Raw genomic sequence first — 16,651 nt, forward strand, 5'->3', positions numbered from 1 at the left:
TCCCGGTTTTTCGCCGTGTTCAGAGATCACTCAGTGTTTTGCCCATTACTTTTCATAGGTATACAGCCGAGCCGAAGAAAAAGGCAAGAATTCTAATTAAAAACCTAAGATTTCCGGAGATCTACCTAGAACTCAGGTACAGGCGATTGCCGCAGCAAATTCTGACAATCGAGTTCGGTTGAGGCGACCATTCACACGTACGCCACTGCAAACATCTACGCCGTAGGGTTTTACAGTCTCAACTGCTTCGATGATGTTCTGAGGGGTTAGCCCACCGGCAAGGAATACCGGAATATCGAGTTTCTCGACAATATGGCGGCTTAGATCCCAGTTGTGCGTTCGGCCTGTTCCGCCGAGTTCATTTTCTGAAGGGCGACCTGAATCGAGCAGAACCGCATCTGAAACGCGGCTATATTCCTGTGCGATTTCAAAGGAATACTCGTCTTCGACATGAACAACTTGCACGATGCGTGTGCAGGCGGGCAGGTCCAAGCGCAGTTCCTGATATTCGCCCGGATCAATTGGTTTGACAATTTGAACCGTGTTGGTGCCGCATGTGAGCACATGCTCGACGATGTCTTTTGCAGTGGTACGTGATGTGAGGAGCCAGGTTGCTACAGCTGGTGGGACTTGCCGGGCAATATTGAGAATGAGGTCATCTTCGATCACACCGGGACCGGACGGCATGTGGGCAACAAGACCGACAGCATCGGCGCCGCAAGCAACAGCGGTGGCTGCTTCACCCGATGTTGAAATACAGCAAACCTTCAAACGGGTACGAGCTTTATTAGGCATTCCATCATCCCCTTGCGCGCATGACCTTACAACACGGTCTACACCTCATAAAGGACGAATACACAGTTTTGAGATGCGTATCGTCTCCGGTATTTCTGTCTGTATTTCTTGAGGATGCCTTCAAGAAAAAAGCGCCAGACCTGATGCCTGACGCTTCTAAACCAAGAAAGTTTATTTTGTACCGTACATCCGGTCACCAGCATCACCGAGACCCGGGATGATGTAGCCCTTTTCGTTGAGCTTTTCATCGATGGAGGCGGTGTAGATTGGCACGTCAGGATGTGCTTCGTTGAAGCGCGCAACACCTTCAGGAGCAGCCAGCAAGCAAACGAACACCATGTTCTTTGCGCCGCGCTTCTTCAGGCGGTCTACAGCAGAAATCGCAGAGTTTGCAGTTGCCAGCATTGGGTCAACAACGATCACCAGACGCTCTTCCAGCTCCTGAGGCGCTTTGAAGTAGTATTCAACGGCTTCAAGGGTCTTAGGATCGCGGTAGAGACCGATATGCGCAACGCGCGCAGACGGGATCAGCTCAAGCATGCCTTCCAGCAGGCCGTTACCAGCACGCAGGATGGAGGCGAAGCAAAGCTTTTTACCAGCCAGAACCGGTGCATCCATTTCAGCAACTGGTGTCTCGATGGACTGGGTGGTCATCTTCAGGTCGCGTGTTACTTCGTAGCACAGCAACAAAGAGATTTCGCGCAGCAAGCGGCGGAAGTCCTGCGTCGGGGTTGTTTTTCTCCGCATGTGGGTCAGCTTATGCTGGACCAGCGGGTGTGCGATTACGGTTGCGCCGGACATCGTGTTCCTCTTTTTCAACCCAGTCGGGTCTTTTATATGCAGCTGCCTTTTGTCAGCATGTACATGGCAGTGCGTGTCTTAGTTAGGCACCTGATATTCTCAGGTGCAATTGACGAAAGGTTATAGATCAAAAAACGGTTCCATCACTGATAATCATCAGGGGTGGAGATCCATCACCTCGTTTTTCAAGGGCAATTTGTCGTCCTGCAGCCCAAGACCCACCTTCCAGCACACATGCCAGTGGAAGCTGGTCCCGGGAGACAGACAAATCTGCCCGAATCCAATCCGCGAGCTTATCGAGAAGAGCGATCGTGAGCGCTCTCCATTCAACAACCAGCTCGCTGCTTACTTCGTGTTTGTTCAGGAACTGCTTTTGATCTTTCAGGCGCAGCACGCCCGTGTCCAAAAACAATCCGCCATTGCGATGCTCAGCAAGGCCAGTCAAACCATCAATGTTTGTCATCTCAATACCAGCCCACGACAGAGGTTCAACTAAAGAATAAGCAATCCATTGAGAAAGTTTGTGAAGAGGGACAAGATTGGTGGTTTTGTCCTGAGTTGTGACTTTGGAATGACGCCATGTGTCCCCGAGGATCACACCGTCAATCTGCTCACGATTGGGCCAGATCGGCCCTAATCCGTCCAGAACCAGCTCCAGAATACGTTCTGCATCCAGAGGGCCCTTTTGCCCTTCCTCATAGAGGATATCAAAGAGACCGCCCGGACGTGGCTCATCTTCTTTACCAAACAGATCATCACGAAGAGAAACAGCCTCTCCCAGACGGTTCAGCAAAGACAGTCGCCCATCCAGCCCGATGAGCTGGTTCTTCTCTGTGATTTGTAAGCCTTCTGCGAGTTCATCCTTGTCCAGACGGAACAAGGTGATGGCATCTGCCCTGAGCGGGTCCAGCGGCTCGTGAGAAAAGAAACCAGCCGAGAACATGGCCAGTGAACCAATCGCCAGTCCTTCAGAATGTTTGAAGGTTTCGTTGGTGATTGCTTCGCGATACGTCCAGTGTTCACCAGCGGCAGCATCCAGCAGCGCAGAAACAATTGCCAGATCGCAGGCTGCACGACCCATGCCCTGCACATCAGAAAAGCGTCGTGCACCAGCCAGCATTCCCCAACGGTCTATGCCACCGGTCTCAAACTGGCGCCAGCGGGCATGAAACGGAATTTGCCGATCTGGATAGGTGTTGTCGGTCGCAGCGAGTGTTCTGCGGGCAGCTTCTGCAAGGTGAGACAGATCAACAGCAAAATGCTCAAGTTCGCCCTGCAATCCCAGCTCCAAAAGCATATGTGAGCGTTCACGGACTGCTTTTGCGTTGAGCAAGGACAAAGCCTGCGATGCTTGCATCTCCATCTTCGTCGGTTCCTATCGTTTTGCCTAGTGAGGCCTGTAAAGCACTCGTATTTCTGGTTTGCCGGAGTGGGCCTTATGCAACGTCTGCCCCGAAGCTTAAAATGCCCCAGTGATCTACGCTATAAAGCCCGCACCTTTTTATGAAGGTACGGGCTTTTTGCAATCTATGCTCTGAGGTTTTGAGCATAAGAAACCCGGCTATGCCAGTTTTCCTGCTTATGCACACTCAACTCAAGCAAAAACTCATGCTTCTTCAGTTAAAGTGTCCAAACGCTTTAGAAGAACAGCACGGGTTTCCTCATCAACAAACGCCGCTTCCAGCGCATTCTTTGTGATGGATTTCTGGATGTCACGCGTCCAGCCAAACACACGAGATGTTTCAACATACTCGTGGCCAAGCGTTGTGTGGAAGAATGGCGGATCATCGGAGTTGAGGGTGATACGCACACCTGCCTGACGCAGCATGTTTACCGGGTGGAAGCGTAGGTTTGAGTAGACACCGAGTGCAATGTTGGAATGTGGACACACCTCAAGGGTAATTTCCTCATCCACCAGACGCTGAACCAGCGCGTCGTCTTCTACGGCACGCACACCATGACCAATACGGGTGATCTTCAGATAATCCAGTGCATCACGCACGCTTTCAGCACCACCGAACTCACCAGCATGGGCTGTGAGGCCGAGACCAGCTTCACGGGCCATAGCAAAGGCTTTTTCGAAGTCCTTTGCCGGGCCAATGCGCTCGTCACCAGCCAGACCGAAGCCTGTTACCATTGGGTGTGGGTTGTCGATGACAGCTTTAACTGCGCCTTCAACGGACTCAGCGCCTTCATGACGCACGCCGAGTGGAACCAGACGACCTTCGATGCCTGTGTCTGCTTTCGCGCGTTCCAGACCGGCTATGAGGCCTTCCAGATAGGAGTTGTAGCTCAGGCCTGCTTTGATTGCATGATCAGGAGAGATAAATACTTCCGCATAGATCACGCCTTCAGCTGCCAGCATCTTGTAGTAGGTTTCAGCCAGTTCTGCATAGTCGCCCGGGCGGCGGAACAGAGATGCTGCAACATCGTACTGCTGAATAAAGGTGGTAAAGTCATGCCAGCTGTAGGCTCCGTTGGTGTCGAACAGATCACCCAGATCTACATCATAGCGCTCTGCCAGCTTTCTTACGAGCGTTGGAGGTGCTGCACCTTCAATGTGGCAGTGCAGTTCGGCACGTGGCACCACGTTCTGCTTTGATCTCATTTCTTAAAATCCGTGCATTGGCTTGTCTTTAGCCCGAACAATCCAGTTGTCATCCGACCATTTTGCAGTTCCATCTACCATATGTACTGCATAGGCATGGCGGGACTTATCAGAACGGTTCGGAGCAGATTTGTGCGGCACAAGTCCATGAAGGATAACAAGCGTCCCTTTCGGGGCAACAAGTGGCGCCGCATCATCTGCAGATTTTTCGAGTGGGGTTTCGTCTAGGGTCTCCATCACAAGGCCCTCGCCGTTGTAATGGAAGCGTTTGCGAAGCGGTCCTTGGTGACCACCTGGAACGCCATACAAACCACCGTTGGTTTCATCCGCATCTTCCAAAGCGAACCAGAAGCCTGTGCAGGTCAACGGCGCTGTGTGGAGGAATGTGGAGTCCTGATGGTTGTTTACTTCTCCGCCGATGTGAGGCGGTTTGAAGATGTACATGGACTGAGCAAGCAGTGGCTCTGTCAGTCCGATATCTTTGGCAACGCGTTCCATTTTCGGGGAACGTGAAAACTGTTCAAACACAGGGTCATAGTCATGCAGGGCATGGCCGACTTTGTTCAGTGCCTGATGTTTGTCTTTGGTCAGAGCACCATTTTCGTCAAATGCTTCTGCCTCGAAGAAGAAACGGATTTTATCACCGCTTTCACGGAAATAAGCGTCCTTCGCATGCGTCTGCGCATTGGTCTCGAACACGGACGCGACTGTTGACGGGTCAAACTCGTCAATCATGTGAGCCATGCGTGCTTTCAACTGATCGCACTCTTCCGGCGATGCAAATCCTTCAAGAACGAGGAAGCCGTCCTCTTCAAATGCCTGCTTCATCTCAGGCGTTAAGCTTCCATCTTGCTGTGCAGTAAACGTGCGAGCCTGCATGCTGCATTCCCCTCTCATGTAACACGACGGATGCCTCTCCCAGCATCCTCAGAGCATGCCGCGTTCCTTTAAAGTCACGCATCATGCTCTAACATTTTTATTGGAGTGAATTCTTGCCGTTTGATTGTGTCCAAACAAACGGAACGCACTCTAACAATTGCAAATCATAGGCAATTCAGAAATATATCGCGGTACACTAAACCGGGCAAACAATGCTTGCCCGGCTTATTTTCAAAATTTCCTACTGGATCTACAGAAAACTATTTCCGTTTTCGCCAGCTGAAATTCCAAGATGTTTGGCAACGGACTCGCCCATATCAGCGAAAGTCGGGCGTTTTCCGATGTTGGAACCCTTCTCGCCTTTCACCAGAGCCAGTACAGGAACATGCTCACGTGTATGGTCAGTGCCTTTCCAGGTTGGGTCACAACCGTGGTCGGCAGTCAGAATGAGCAGGTCGCCGTCGTTCATCTTTTCGATCATCTCTGGCAGACGCTTGTCGAAATGCTCCAGAGCTGCGGCATAACCCGGCACGTCACGGCGGTGGCCGTAGAGCATGTCGAAGTCAACGAAGTTGGAGAACACAAGGTCTCCGTCTTTCGCCAGATCCATTGCTTCCAACGTGCGGTCAAAGAGCTGATCGTTGCCAGCACCCTTCAGCAGTTTGGTGATGCCCTGTGCTGCGTAGATGTCGGAGATCTTACCGACAGCAATCACCTGGCGGCCAGCATCTTCCAGACGATCCAGAACAGTTGGAGCCGGTGGCAGAACGGAGTAGTCGCGACGGTTTGCAGTCCGTTCGAAGCCTGCTTCAGCAGAACCCTCAAACGGACGGGCAATCACACGACCGATGTTGTATTCGTCTACCAGCGTGCGGCATTTCACGCAGAGATCCAGCAGGCGCTCAAGGCCAAAGCTCTCTTCGTGTGCAGCGATCTGAAGAACACTGTCTGCAGAGGTGTAGATGATTGGCTTGCCGGTCTTGACGTGCTCTTCACCGAATTCCTCGATGACAACAGTGCCAGAACCATGCGTCAGACACAGAACGCCCGGCAGTTCACCAACTTCGATGATCTTTTCGATCAACTCAGCAGGGAATGACGGGTTTTCATCCGGGAAGTAGCCCCAGTCGAATATGACTGGTACGCCAGCAATTTCCCAGTGACCGGATGGTGTGTCTTTGCCGTTGGAAACTTCAGCAGCAAAACCCCAATGGGATTCTGGCGTGCCGGAGAAATCCAGGCCTTTAATGTCTTTACCAGTGGATGCACGAGCGGCAGCACCCAGTCCAAGACGATCCATGTTTGGCAAGGAGAGAGGACCGCTGCGCAGACCTTCTTTATCGCCTTTACCTTCTGCACATGCATCGGCAATGTGACCAAGGGTGTCGGAGCCGACATCGCCAAACTTGTCAGCGTCGTCGGCTGCGCCGATACCGAAGCTGTCGAGTACACACATAATTGCGCGTGGCATTCGCGTTTCCTTAGTTTTTGGAGGACAGCTCTCAATCAGATAATTGTCTGCTCAAAAGAGGTGAGAGGCTGTCCTGCCAGTTAATTATTGCTGCGCAGATTAAGGCGCAATACGGTCACGGATTGTGTCGAACTCTTTAACGTCCGCTGCAGAACCGAAGGTGTAAGCATCACGCAGAACTTTCTCTGCACGCTCTACCTGATCTTCGGTGTGTGCGTGGATGACGGCGATTGGAGTTTCGCTGTCTACGGACGTGCCAACACCAGCAATGTCTGTGAGACCAACAGCAGGATCGATTTCGTCCGCTGCGGCACGACGACCACCACCAAGTTCAACAACTGCGAGACCAACTGCACGTGCATCAACACCAGTCACCAAAGATGCTTCTGGCACATGAATTGCGCGCTGGATCGGAGCCTTTGCAAGGTATGCTTCTGGCTTCTCCATGAAGTCGTTTGGACCGCCGAGTTCGCCGACCATCTTGCCGAAGAGTTCAGCTGCCTTACCAGAGGTGAAGGCTTCTTCCATCTTCTTCTTACCGTCATCAACGCTGTCAGCAAGACCTGAGTTGGCAAGACCTTCTGCACCAATTGCAACGGTCACATCCCACAGACGATTGTCAACGTGGGTGCCTTTCAGGAAGTCTACAGCGTTCTGAACTTCGATCGCGTTACCAGCTGCAGATGCCAGAGACTCGTTCATATCTGTGAGCAATGCGGTGGTTTTAAGACCTGCACCGTTTGCAACAAGAACGAGGCTTTCTGCCAGAGCTTTCGCGTCTTCGTAGTTCGCCATGAATGCGCCAGTGCCCCACTTAACGTCGAGAACCAGAGTTTCAAGGCCAGCCGCCAGCTTCTTGGACAGGATGGACGCGGTGATGAGATCAATACTCTCAACAGTCGCGGTCACGTCACGAATACCGTAGAAGCGCTTGTCAGCAGGTGCGAGGTCACCAGTCTGGCCGATGATCGCACAACCAACTTCACGAACAACCTTGCGGAACAGTTCATTGGATGGTTTTGCGGAGTAGCCTGGAATGGTTTCCAGCTTGTCCAGAGTACCGCCGGTGTGGCCGAGGCCGCGACCGGAGATCATTGGAACAGCAGCACCGTTTGCAGCAAGTGCAGGTGCAAGCATCAGAGAAACGTTGTCGCCAACACCACCCGTGGAGTGCTTGTCAACGACTGGCGCGCCGATGTCGGACCAGTCAAGAACGTCACCGCTGTCACGCATTCCGAGTGTCAGAGCAACACGCTCGTCAACACTGAGACCCTGGAAGAACACGGCCATTGCCAGAGCAGCAACCTGTCCTTCGGTTACGCTGTTATCAGTGATGCCCTTTACAAAGAACTGAATTTCTTCAGCTGTCAGGACTTCGCCTTCACGTTTCTTACGAACGATTTCTTGAGGAAGCATATCAGTAGGTCTCTTTAGTGTCGTTATCACGGCCTTCGATGCCAGCGAGCACTGCATCAAGCAGGCCACTTGCGCCGAAACGGAACGTTGCTGAGGATACCCAGTTGCTGCCCATCAAGTCGTCAGCCAGTTTCAGGTATTCAGCTGCTTCTTCTACAGTGCGCACACCACCGGCTGGCTTGAAGCCAACAACACGGTGATCTTCCTTGGAAGTTTCACGCAGCACGTTGAGCATGATTTCCGCAGCTTCGAGAGTTGCGTTGACTTCCACTTTACCTGTTGAGGTTTTGATGAAGTCTGCGCCCTGTGCAATTGCAATTTCAGAAGCCAGGTGGATCAAACGAGGATCCTTCAGCTCACCGGTTTCAAGGATAACCTTGAGCTGTGCTGGAGCAGGAATTGCGCCACGAACCTGTTTGATCTGATCTTCAGCGAAACCACGACGGCCTTCTGCGAATGCGCGATATGGCATGACGAGATCAACTTCGTCCGCGCCGTCAGCAACAGCCTTTTTGGTTTCTTCAATCACTGCTGCAGTGTCTTCACCACCAGCAGGGAAGTTCACAACAGTCGCGATGCGAACTGGAGAGTTCTTCAGAAGCTCAGCAGCCTGCTTTACAAAGCGAGGCCAGATGCAGATGGCTGCAGTGTGACCGTAAGGTGTAGTTGAGCGCTCAATAAGTGCTGCTACATCTTCTGCAGTGCAGTCATCATTCAGGTTGGTAAGATCGATAAGTCCTAGAGCACGCTTTGCTATTTCTTTTGTTGATGCTTCGGTCATTTTGCCAGTTTCCTTCAAGCCATGTTTTTGAGGAAGGCACGCAAAATCTTTTTGATCTTGGCCGCTCCGAGCGGGGCCATTTCCTTGGTTTCATCATGAGAGAGGCCGTGGGCTTGTAGGCCAGCTCCCATATTGGTGATGGTGGAGATTGCTGCGACGCGCATGCCGAGGAAGCGAGACATAATCACTTCCGGTACAGTGGACATGCCAACGGCATCAGCACCGAGCACCTGAGACATGCGAATTTCTGCCGGTGTCTCGAAAGACGGGCCGGAGAACCACATGTAGACGCCCTCTTCGAGGTCTTCACCAGTTTCAGCAGCTGCTTTTTTGAGCTGCTCACGAAGCTCTGGGTCGTATGCGGAGGAAAGATCGAGGAAACGGCTCTCGTCTTCTTCGCCGATGAGCGGGTTCAGACCAGACCAGTTGATGTGGTCATTGATCAGCATTGGAGAACCCGGCTTGATATTTTCACGCAGGGAGCCTGCAGCGTTGGTTGCAACGATTGTGTCACAGCCAAGTGCTTTGAGGGTCTCAAGCGGAGTGCGCATCACGGATGGGTTGCCGCTCTCATAGTAGTGTGCACGACCGGACAGAATAACAACCGGGACACCTTCCAGAGTGCCTGCAACCAGTTCACTTGCGTGCGCGGTAACAGAAGAAACAGGGAAACCGGTGAGACGGTTGTAAGACACGCGAACCGCGTCTTCCACTTCGTCAGCCAGAGAACCCAGACCAGAACCGAGGATCATCCCAACTTTATAATCACCTGGGCGAGCAGCGCGTACAATTTCCGCTGATTCCTTACCAAATCCGCTCATAATCAATCCTCAATCTGTTCATTCAATTCAAAGCCAGCAGGCAGCAGTTCTTCCATGGTGAAGGTTTTACGCAGACCTTCGAGGTTGGCTACATGGATTTTGATCTGCTTGTTGCTTGCAAATTCAGAAAGTTTTTGACGACACCCACCGCATGGTGTGCACAGCGCGGCGTCTGCCAGCACTACAACCTCATTGATCTTGGTGGAGCCCCCACGGATCATTGCCGCGATTGCTCCGCCTTCAGCACAGGTGCCTTCCGGGTAGGCGCCGTTTTCGACGTTACACCCGGAGACGACTTTGCCATCAGTGGTGAGCAATGCAGCGCCCACCTTGAAGTTGGAGTATGGCGCATAGGCGGTTTCTCGTGCCGCCTTTGCTTCTTCAAAAAGCTTGTCAAATGCGCTCATTATTATTGTCCTTATGTACGCTCTTTAACATATGGGATACCAGATGCTTTCGGTGGGATTGCGCGACCGATAAAGCCGGCAAGAAGAACCACAGTCAGCACGTAAGGCAGAGCCTGGAAGACCTGAACAGGCACTTCACCAATTCCAGGAATTTCCTGGCCCTGAAGACGGATTGCCAATGCATCTAGGAAACCAAAGAGAAGGCATGTGAACATGGCGTTCACTGGCTTCCACTTTGCAAAGATAAGAGCTGCCAGAGCAATAAAGCCCTTGCCCGCACTCATATCTTTAATAAATCCGGCGCCCTGAGCAACAGACAGGTAAGCACCAGAGAACCCGCAGAGAATACCACAAATGATTGTCGCACGGTAACGTAGCAGTGTTACTGATAGACCTGCTGTATCAGCTGCGGAAGGGTTCTCGCCTACTGCACGAAGACGCAGACCAAAGCGGGTTCTGAAAATGATCCACCAGGTCAACGGTACGGCAGCGAAAGATGCATAAACCAGAATGTTGTGACCGGAGATCAGATTAGCATAGATCGGACCTAGCACAGGCACGTTTGCCAGAGTGTCGGCGAATGGCAGCGTGAGGCTTTCAAAGCGGGTTGCCGGAGACAGAGCCGGTGTTCGTCCACCTTGAGAGAACCATGCCTGACCCAGCAATACGGTCAGACCAGCTGCAAGGAAGTTGATCGCCACACCGGAAACCACCTGGTTGCCGCGCTGGCTGATAGATGCGTAACCGTGCACCAATGCCAGCATAACGGAAACCATGATACCCGCCAGAAGGCCGATCCACGGGCTCTGGAAGACGTAGGCTGCGGCAGCGGCAGCAAAAGCTGCGCCGAGGATCTTACCTTCCAGACCGATATCAACGATACCGGAACGCTCTGAAAACAGGCCAGCAAGGCACGCAAACAGAAGAGGAGTTGACAGGCGGAATGTGCTGTCGAGAACGAGAATGATTGTGTCTAACATGTCCGTCTCCCTATGCTTCTGCTGTGTTTGATGAGAAGCGATCGAAGAACGCTACGACTGCTGGGCGGAACATATGCTCAAGAGCACCAGCGAAGAGAATAACCAGGGCCTGAATGACCACGATCATGTCGCGTGAGATTGTTGGGATTTCGAACGCCAGCTCTGCGCCGCCCTGATAGAGCAAACCAAAGAGCATGGAGGCGAGAATAATCCCGATCGGATGCCCTCGTCCCATCAGCGCTACCGCGATACCAACGAAGCCTGCACCACCTGCGAAGTCGAGAAGCAAGCGTGTCTGCTCACCCATCACAACGTTGATGCCCATCAAGCCAGCAAGAGCACCGGAAATCAGCATGGTTACAACAGTAATGCGAACCGGGGAGATGCCAGCGTAGGCTGCTGCATCCGGGTTTGCACCGAAGCTGCGGATTTCATAGCCAAGCTTGGTGTGCCAGATCAGAAGCCAGACCACCACGCAAACAGCAAGAGCGAGGAAGAACGCCAGGTTCACAGGAGACTGACCGAAGTCGAAGCTTGAGAAGACGTTTCTGAGCAGCGGAAGCTGACCGCCAGCCTCGAAGTTGCGAGAGGATGGGGACATCGTACCCTGAGGGATCAGGATGTTAGACAGCAGGTACACCATCAACGCGGATGCGATGAAGTTGAACATGATCGTCGTAATAACGATGTGAGAGCCGCGCTTAGCCTGCAGGTAGCCCGGAATGAATGCCCAGGCTGCACCGAATACGGCACCACCGATAATCGCGAATGGGAACGTCACCCACCATGGCACAAAGCGGTCCATGGCGAGGCAGACCAGAGCGATACCCAGACCGCCGACATAGGCCTGACCTTCACCACCAATGTTAAACAGACCAGCATGGAAGGCGACTGCCACAGCCAGACCGGTAAAGATAAAGTTTGTTGCGTAGTACAGTGTATAGCCAAAGCCTTCACCGTACCCCAAAGCACCCCAAACGAGCCATTTAACGGCTTCGAACGGATCTTCGCCAATTACTACAACGACCAAGCCAGAGATGATAAATGCCGCGAGCAGGTTGAGGGCCGGTAAAACACCGTAGTCAACCCAACGAGGAAGTTGCCCCTTACTCATTTCTGTGTTCCCCCAAATGTCAGGTCAAAGCAAATTTTGTTGTTAAACAGGGAGTTCATGATCATTCTGCTGCCTCTTGATTGACACCAGCCATGAGAAGACCAAGATCCTGCTCTGTTGCTTCTGGCCCGCGTTCACCAACCACGTTGCCATCAAACATGACAATGATGCGGTCGGAGAGTGAACGAATTTCTTCAAGCTCCACGGATACAAGAAGGACAGCTTTGCCCTGCGCGCGCATGTCCATGATCCGGTTGTGGATGTACTCAATCGCACCAATATCAACACCGCGTGTCGGCTGACCGATCAGAAGAACGTCCGGGTTACACTCAATTTCACGTGCCAGAACGATTTTCTGCTGGTTACCGCCAGAGAACTTTGCAGCTGTCATTTCGGTGGTTGGAGGGCGAATGTCGTACTTCTCGATGCGTTCCTTAGCTTCCTTACGGATCGCATCTTTATTGAGGAACATACCTTTTGAGTACTTCGGTTCGCGATGGTAGCCGAGAATGGAGTTCTCATACTCTGCGAACTTGTTGACCAGCCCCATCCGGTGGCGATCTTCAGGTACGTGGCTCATTCCCTTGGTGCGCATTTCAGCTGCATTATGTGGCGCTGAGAGGTCCAGCGTCTCGCCTGACAGCTCCATCTTGCCGCTTTCGGCGCGGGTGATGCCGGAAAGAGCTGCGAGGAGCTCAGACTGACCGTTACCGGAAACGCCTGCGATACCAAGAACTTCACCTGCACGCACTTCGAAGGACACATCCTTCACACGTAGCACGCCGCGATCGTCCCTAACGTTGAGGCCTTCCACTTTGAGGAGAGGCTTGCCAACTTCGACTTCAGGCTTGTCAACTTCCAAGAGAACACTGCGGCCAACCATAAGTTCAGCCAGTTCTTCCATGGAGGTTTCTGCAGTTTTGCGAGAGGCCACCATTTCACCACGACGCATCACGGAGACCGTATCGGTCACATCCATGATCTCACGCAGTTTGTGGGTGATCAGCAGAACTGTTTTGCCCTGATCGCGAAGAACGCGAAGAATGCGGAAGAGGTGATCAGCCTCAGATGGTGTCAAAACACCAGTCGGCTCATCAAGAATGAGAATGTCTGCGCCGCGGTACAGAGCCTTCAGGATCTCTACTCGCTGCTGCAAACCAACTGGCAACTCACCCACGACTGCGTCAGGGTCAATTGTCATGTCGTATTCGTCTGCCAAACGCTTAAGTTCGCGACGTGCGTTTGCTACACCATCTTTCAACAGTGCGCCGCCCTCAGCGCCAAGAATAACGTTTTCTAGAACTGTGAATGGATCGACGAGCATAAAATGCTGGTGCACCATACCGATGCCCTGCGCAATCGCGCTCTTCGAATCAGGAATAGTGGTTGTCTTGTCATCGATCTTAATTGTTCCGCTATCGGCATGGTAAAAACCGTAGAGGATCGACATCAAGGTGGATTTGCCCGCTCCGTTCTCCCCAATGATGCCGTGAATGGACCCTTTTCCTACAACAAGGTCAATGTCCTTGTTTGCTTGAACAGGCCCAAAACTTTTACTTACGCCAATTAACTCGATGGCAGGTACATTGCTTTCAGCCACTGTTGCCCGGCCTTTCTGGTCTATCAAATCAATAACTTGCGCATCAATCTCGTTCTTGCTTTCGAAGTACACCGTTTCAAAAGCGTTGCCCCACCCCCAGGAGAAGCAGAGAACAGATCCCAATGCAGTTATCCTCGTTTCCCCTTCAACCTTCGCTCCCAAAGGCTGAAAACTCTACTCGGGCTACAGGGGCGCAAGTCCCTCATAAATCCCTTCAAGACTGAAAGTCTGGAAGGAGTGGTCGTTCCGAAGAACCACCGTAAGCGAAAATGCCCACACCAGATAGTGCGGGCACTTTTCATTAGATTAGAACGGGCAGGAAGAATCCACCATGTAATCGTGAACTTCTACTTTGCCAGAAATAATATCCATCTTTGCCTGTTCAACTGCAGACTGCATTTCTGCTGTGATGAGAGGCTTGTTATACTCGTCGTAAGACCAGGAAACACCATTCTCAGCAAGGCCGAGAACTTCAACACCTGAAGTCCACTTGCCTTCTTTAGCATCTGTCAGCGTCTTATCGACAGCAACATCTACCGCTTTGATCATGGAAGTCAGAACAGAACCCGGATGCAGGTGGTTCTGGTTGGAATCCACACCAATGCCCAGCTTGCCTTCATCTGCTGCTGCCTGAAGAACGCCAGTGCCGGTCAGACCTGCTGCGTGGAACACAACATCTGCGCCACGCGCGAACTGTGAACGCGCAAGCTCACCACCCTTGAGTGGGTCAGTCCATGCTGCGCCGGTGGTTCCGGTCATGTTTTCGATGATTTCAATGTCAGGCTTCGCGTATTTCGCGCCCTGCTTGTAACCACATGCAAACTTGCGGATCAGCGGAATGTCCATACCGCCAACAAAACCAATGGTGTCGGATTCAGTTGACATTGCAGCCAGAAGACCAACGAGGAATGAACCTTCACCTTCTTTGAAGACAATGGAACGTACGTTTGGCAGGTCTACAACAGAATCAACGATTGCGAAGTGCGTGTCAGGAAATTCCTTAGCAACTTTCTCCAGTGCAGCTGCCTGAGCGAAACCAATCGTGATGATTGGATCGAGACCACGTCGCGCGAAGTTACGCAGAGCCTGTTCACGCTGGGATGGATTCTGGATCTCAAAATCGCGGAACTTGATGCCTGTGCGCTCTTCGAACTGCAACGCGCCTTTGTAAGCTGCTTCATTGAAAGACCGGTCATTACGACCGCCGAAATCATAAACGACTGCGGGCTTGAAAGTTTCTGCCATAGCTCCAGTCGTCATGACTGCTGCTAAAGCAACTGCACCGAGGATTGTTGTGGTTTTCACGGTTTCTTCCTTATTATATCTTCCCGTAGAGCGGAAAGGACTCTCCCTTAAGAAGAACAGACTCCCAACTTATGTCGTTGCTTCGAGCTCGTTCTCTTTCAGCAGGCCAGCGAGTTCTCTGGCCAAAACCTCATCGATGATCAGATCCTTGATGATGCCGGTCGCCAATGCTGCCAGTGTTGCTTTCGCCTTGCGGTAACCGCCAACGATCGCGACAACATGCGCCTTACGGACGTCATCAAAGTGCAATCCAACTGCTTTTTCGTTTAGAGAACAGGCCACTTCGTTGCCGTCAATGTCGACAAAGCGGCCCATCACGTCAGAACAAGCGCCGCTTTCCAGCAGCTCTTCACGTTCTTCAGAGGTAATCAGCTTGCGTTGTACAAGGTGGCCTTCCTTCTCAACGGACCCGATGCCGATGATGAAGAGTTCTGCGGCCTTCGCTCTTGCGAGCAGCTCCTGAACAGCGCCCTGAGACACAAAGGTGTCTCTTTCTGCTTTGGTTTCAGCAATATAAGGAACAGGAAGATAGAAACCTTCACCGCCTGTCTTCGCACATAGCTGCTGCACAACATCATACGGGTTGGCAGAAAGACGACGGGTGAGCGAGCCGGATACGGACAGCAGCTCAAGCTCAGGAAGGTGAACACGAGGCATCGCCTCGATGGTGGACTGGAGCGTGCGCCCCATGCCTACGCCAATGCGCTTAGGTGGATTCGTTGTAAAAAGTGAATGAAGGTATTGGCCAGCAAAAGATGAAACTGCCGTGAAAGAGTCTGTTTCGTCACCGCTGCCAAGATCCGGAGCAATAAAGCAATTTTCCAGATTCATTCGCTTACAGAGAAATTGTTCTAATTCAACGCATTCAGAAGGCCGGGCTTCGATATGAAATTTTATCAAGCCTTCTTTTTGAGCATGTGCTATTAGGCGATGAACTTTTGCAGGAGAAACCCCAAGGCGGCCAGCAATCTCTCCCTGAGTGCTTCGGCCAATGAAAGACATCCAAGCGGCCCTAATGGCCAAAGATGTGGTCCATTCGTCTGCCTTCATGGTCTAGCCTCTTATATTCCTATATGGCTTTCTGGAAATACCTCCAGAATCCATTCCCAATTTTCCTACCGAAATGCTCAGTTTCAGAGCTTCTGAGCACTCCCCCAAATCAGAGAAGAATATTTCTTCACCACGTGAGAAATATTTCAACCACACATTTGCATTAGGTGAAACGGAAGGTCAAGGAAATAAACTGCGCGATTTGCAGAATCTTATTGCTAGCTAACTAAACCACTGTTTTTGCCATACTAATAAAATCAAATAGTTTCAATTCAAGTACTTGCGGAAATTACTTAGGTTACGACTCACGTCTCAGGTCAAAGTTGCAAAGCGATCATGAAGAAATTAATCAACTTTATGTAACATTTGATCAACTCTCAATATTTGTAAAATAAACAAAATATTTTCAACGCACTAACTGGCACAACATTTGTCGCCGCAAAATCTTCAGATTGCGTTTACTGGCAAATCAAACAGTTATTTTCCGCAGAGCCAGCTTAATACAACCCTATATATATCAATGCTAGTGAATGGTCTTCCACATTCATGGATGACCGTGGGAATACTATGGATGTAACCTGTTTTCGTTAGCTCAGTGTCGATTGCAGCAAAATAAAAAAATT

At 51.6% G+C, this 16,651-nt stretch carries 15 protein-coding genes; all 15 read right to left on the reverse strand.

Annotated elements, in window-relative coordinates:
- Positions 1 to 132 precede the first annotated feature (132 nt).
- Positions 133 to 795, reverse strand: coding sequence for a phosphoribosylanthranilate isomerase (locus tag PPL9_RS19120; protein ID WP_057464179.1), 663 nt, complete (start codon positions 793 to 795; stop codon positions 133 to 135).
- A gap of 171 nt (positions 796 to 966) precedes the next feature.
- Complete coding sequence (gene upp, locus PPL9_RS19125; RefSeq protein WP_057464180.1) at positions 967 to 1,596, reverse strand: uracil phosphoribosyltransferase; 630 nt, start codon at positions 1,594 to 1,596, stop codon at positions 967 to 969.
- A 127-nt stretch (positions 1,597 to 1,723) separates the two neighbouring features.
- Positions 1,724 to 2,959, reverse strand: a complete 1,236-nt coding sequence (locus PPL9_RS19130; RefSeq protein ID WP_057464181.1) for a DUF1688 family protein — start codon at positions 2,957 to 2,959, stop codon at positions 1,724 to 1,726.
- Positions 2,960 to 3,202: 243 nt separating this feature from the next.
- Complete coding sequence (locus tag PPL9_RS19135) at positions 3,203 to 4,204, reverse strand: adenosine deaminase (RefSeq protein ID WP_057464182.1); 1,002 nt, start codon at positions 4,202 to 4,204, stop codon at positions 3,203 to 3,205.
- A 3-nt stretch (positions 4,205 to 4,207) separates the two neighbouring features.
- Entirely contained in the window at positions 4,208 to 5,083 is an 876-nt protein-coding gene (locus PPL9_RS19140) for a phytanoyl-CoA dioxygenase family protein (RefSeq protein ID WP_057464183.1), read from the reverse strand.
- Between the two features lie 250 nt (positions 5,084 to 5,333).
- The gene (locus PPL9_RS19145) at positions 5,334 to 6,554 is read right to left on the reverse strand and encodes a phosphopentomutase (RefSeq protein WP_057464184.1); all 1,221 of its coding nucleotides are present in this window, start codon (positions 6,552 to 6,554) and stop codon (positions 5,334 to 5,336) included.
- Positions 6,555 to 6,653: 99 nt separating this feature from the next.
- Positions 6,654 to 7,970 carry a thymidine phosphorylase gene (gene deoA, locus PPL9_RS19150; RefSeq protein WP_057464185.1) on the reverse strand — a complete coding sequence of 439 codons (1,317 nt, stop codon included), beginning with the start codon at positions 7,968 to 7,970 and terminating at the stop codon, positions 6,654 to 6,656.
- A gap of 1 nt (position 7,971) precedes the next feature.
- Positions 7,972 to 8,751, reverse strand: coding sequence for a deoxyribose-phosphate aldolase (gene deoC / locus PPL9_RS19155; RefSeq protein WP_057464250.1), 780 nt, complete (start codon positions 8,749 to 8,751; stop codon positions 7,972 to 7,974).
- Between the two features lie 14 nt (positions 8,752 to 8,765).
- Positions 8,766 to 9,572 (reverse strand): purine-nucleoside phosphorylase, encoded by an 807-nt coding sequence (locus PPL9_RS19160; RefSeq protein ID WP_057464186.1) that lies wholly within the window; start codon positions 9,570 to 9,572, stop codon positions 8,766 to 8,768.
- A 2-nt stretch (positions 9,573 to 9,574) separates the two neighbouring features.
- Entirely contained in the window at positions 9,575 to 9,979 is a 405-nt protein-coding gene (gene cdd / locus PPL9_RS19165) for a cytidine deaminase (protein WP_057464187.1), read from the reverse strand.
- An 11-nt stretch (positions 9,980 to 9,990) separates the two neighbouring features.
- Complete coding sequence (locus PPL9_RS19170) at positions 9,991 to 10,959, reverse strand: ABC transporter permease (RefSeq protein ID WP_057464188.1); 969 nt, start codon at positions 10,957 to 10,959, stop codon at positions 9,991 to 9,993.
- Between the two features lie 10 nt (positions 10,960 to 10,969).
- On the reverse strand, positions 10,970 to 12,073 hold the full coding sequence (locus PPL9_RS19175) for an ABC transporter permease (protein ID WP_057464189.1): 1,104 nt from the start codon (positions 12,071 to 12,073) through the stop codon (positions 10,970 to 10,972).
- Positions 12,074 to 12,134: 61 nt separating this feature from the next.
- On the reverse strand, positions 12,135 to 13,673 hold the full coding sequence (locus PPL9_RS19180; RefSeq protein WP_057464251.1) for an ABC transporter ATP-binding protein: 1,539 nt from the start codon (positions 13,671 to 13,673) through the stop codon (positions 12,135 to 12,137).
- 306 nt (positions 13,674 to 13,979) lie between these two features.
- Positions 13,980 to 14,978, reverse strand: a complete 999-nt coding sequence (locus PPL9_RS19185; RefSeq protein ID WP_082596979.1) for a BMP family ABC transporter substrate-binding protein — start codon at positions 14,976 to 14,978, stop codon at positions 13,980 to 13,982.
- 69 nt (positions 14,979 to 15,047) lie between these two features.
- Positions 15,048 to 16,028 (reverse strand): sugar-binding domain-containing protein, encoded by a 981-nt coding sequence (locus PPL9_RS19190; protein ID WP_193757871.1) that lies wholly within the window; start codon positions 16,026 to 16,028, stop codon positions 15,048 to 15,050.
- Between the last annotated feature and the right edge of the window lie 623 nt (positions 16,029 to 16,651).

The organism is Pseudovibrio sp. POLY-S9 (genome assembly GCF_001431305.1).
GTDB lineage: Bacteria > Pseudomonadota > Alphaproteobacteria > Rhizobiales > Stappiaceae > Pseudovibrio.

What these genes read in the sequence shown, in the direction of transcription:
- PPL9_RS19120 (WP_057464179.1), bottom strand. Translation starts at nt 795, where the DNA reads ATGCCTAATAAAGCTCGTACCCGTTTGAAGGTTTGCTGTATTTCAACA.
- upp (WP_057464180.1), bottom strand. Translation starts at nt 1,596, where the DNA reads ATGTCCGGCGCAACCGTAATCGCACACCCGCTGGTCCAGCATAAGCTG.
- PPL9_RS19130 (WP_057464181.1), bottom strand. Translation starts at nt 2,959, where the DNA reads ATGGAGATGCAAGCATCGCAGGCTTTGTCCTTGCTCAACGCAAAAGCA.
- PPL9_RS19135 (WP_057464182.1), bottom strand. Translation starts at nt 4,204, where the DNA reads ATGAGATCAAAGCAGAACGTGGTGCCACGTGCCGAACTGCACTGCCAC.
- PPL9_RS19140 (WP_057464183.1), bottom strand. Translation starts at nt 5,083, where the DNA reads ATGCAGGCTCGCACGTTTACTGCACAGCAAGATGGAAGCTTAACGCCT.
- PPL9_RS19145 (WP_057464184.1), bottom strand. Translation starts at nt 6,554, where the DNA reads ATGCCACGCGCAATTATGTGTGTACTCGACAGCTTCGGTATCGGCGCA.
- deoA (WP_057464185.1), bottom strand. Translation starts at nt 7,970, where the DNA reads ATGCTTCCTCAAGAAATCGTTCGTAAGAAACGTGAAGGCGAAGTCCTG.
- deoC (WP_057464250.1), bottom strand. Translation starts at nt 8,751, where the DNA reads ATGACCGAAGCATCAACAAAAGAAATAGCAAAGCGTGCTCTAGGACTT.
- PPL9_RS19160 (WP_057464186.1), bottom strand. Translation starts at nt 9,572, where the DNA reads ATGAGCGGATTTGGTAAGGAATCAGCGGAAATTGTACGCGCTGCTCGC.
- cdd (WP_057464187.1), bottom strand. Translation starts at nt 9,979, where the DNA reads ATGAGCGCATTTGACAAGCTTTTTGAAGAAGCAAAGGCGGCACGAGAA.
- PPL9_RS19170 (WP_057464188.1), bottom strand. Translation starts at nt 10,959, where the DNA reads ATGTTAGACACAATCATTCTCGTTCTCGACAGCACATTCCGCCTGTCA.
- PPL9_RS19175 (WP_057464189.1), bottom strand. Translation starts at nt 12,073, where the DNA reads ATGAGTAAGGGGCAACTTCCTCGTTGGGTTGACTACGGTGTTTTACCG.
- PPL9_RS19190 (WP_193757871.1), bottom strand. Translation starts at nt 16,028, where the DNA reads ATGAAGGCAGACGAATGGACCACATCTTTGGCCATTAGGGCCGCTTGG.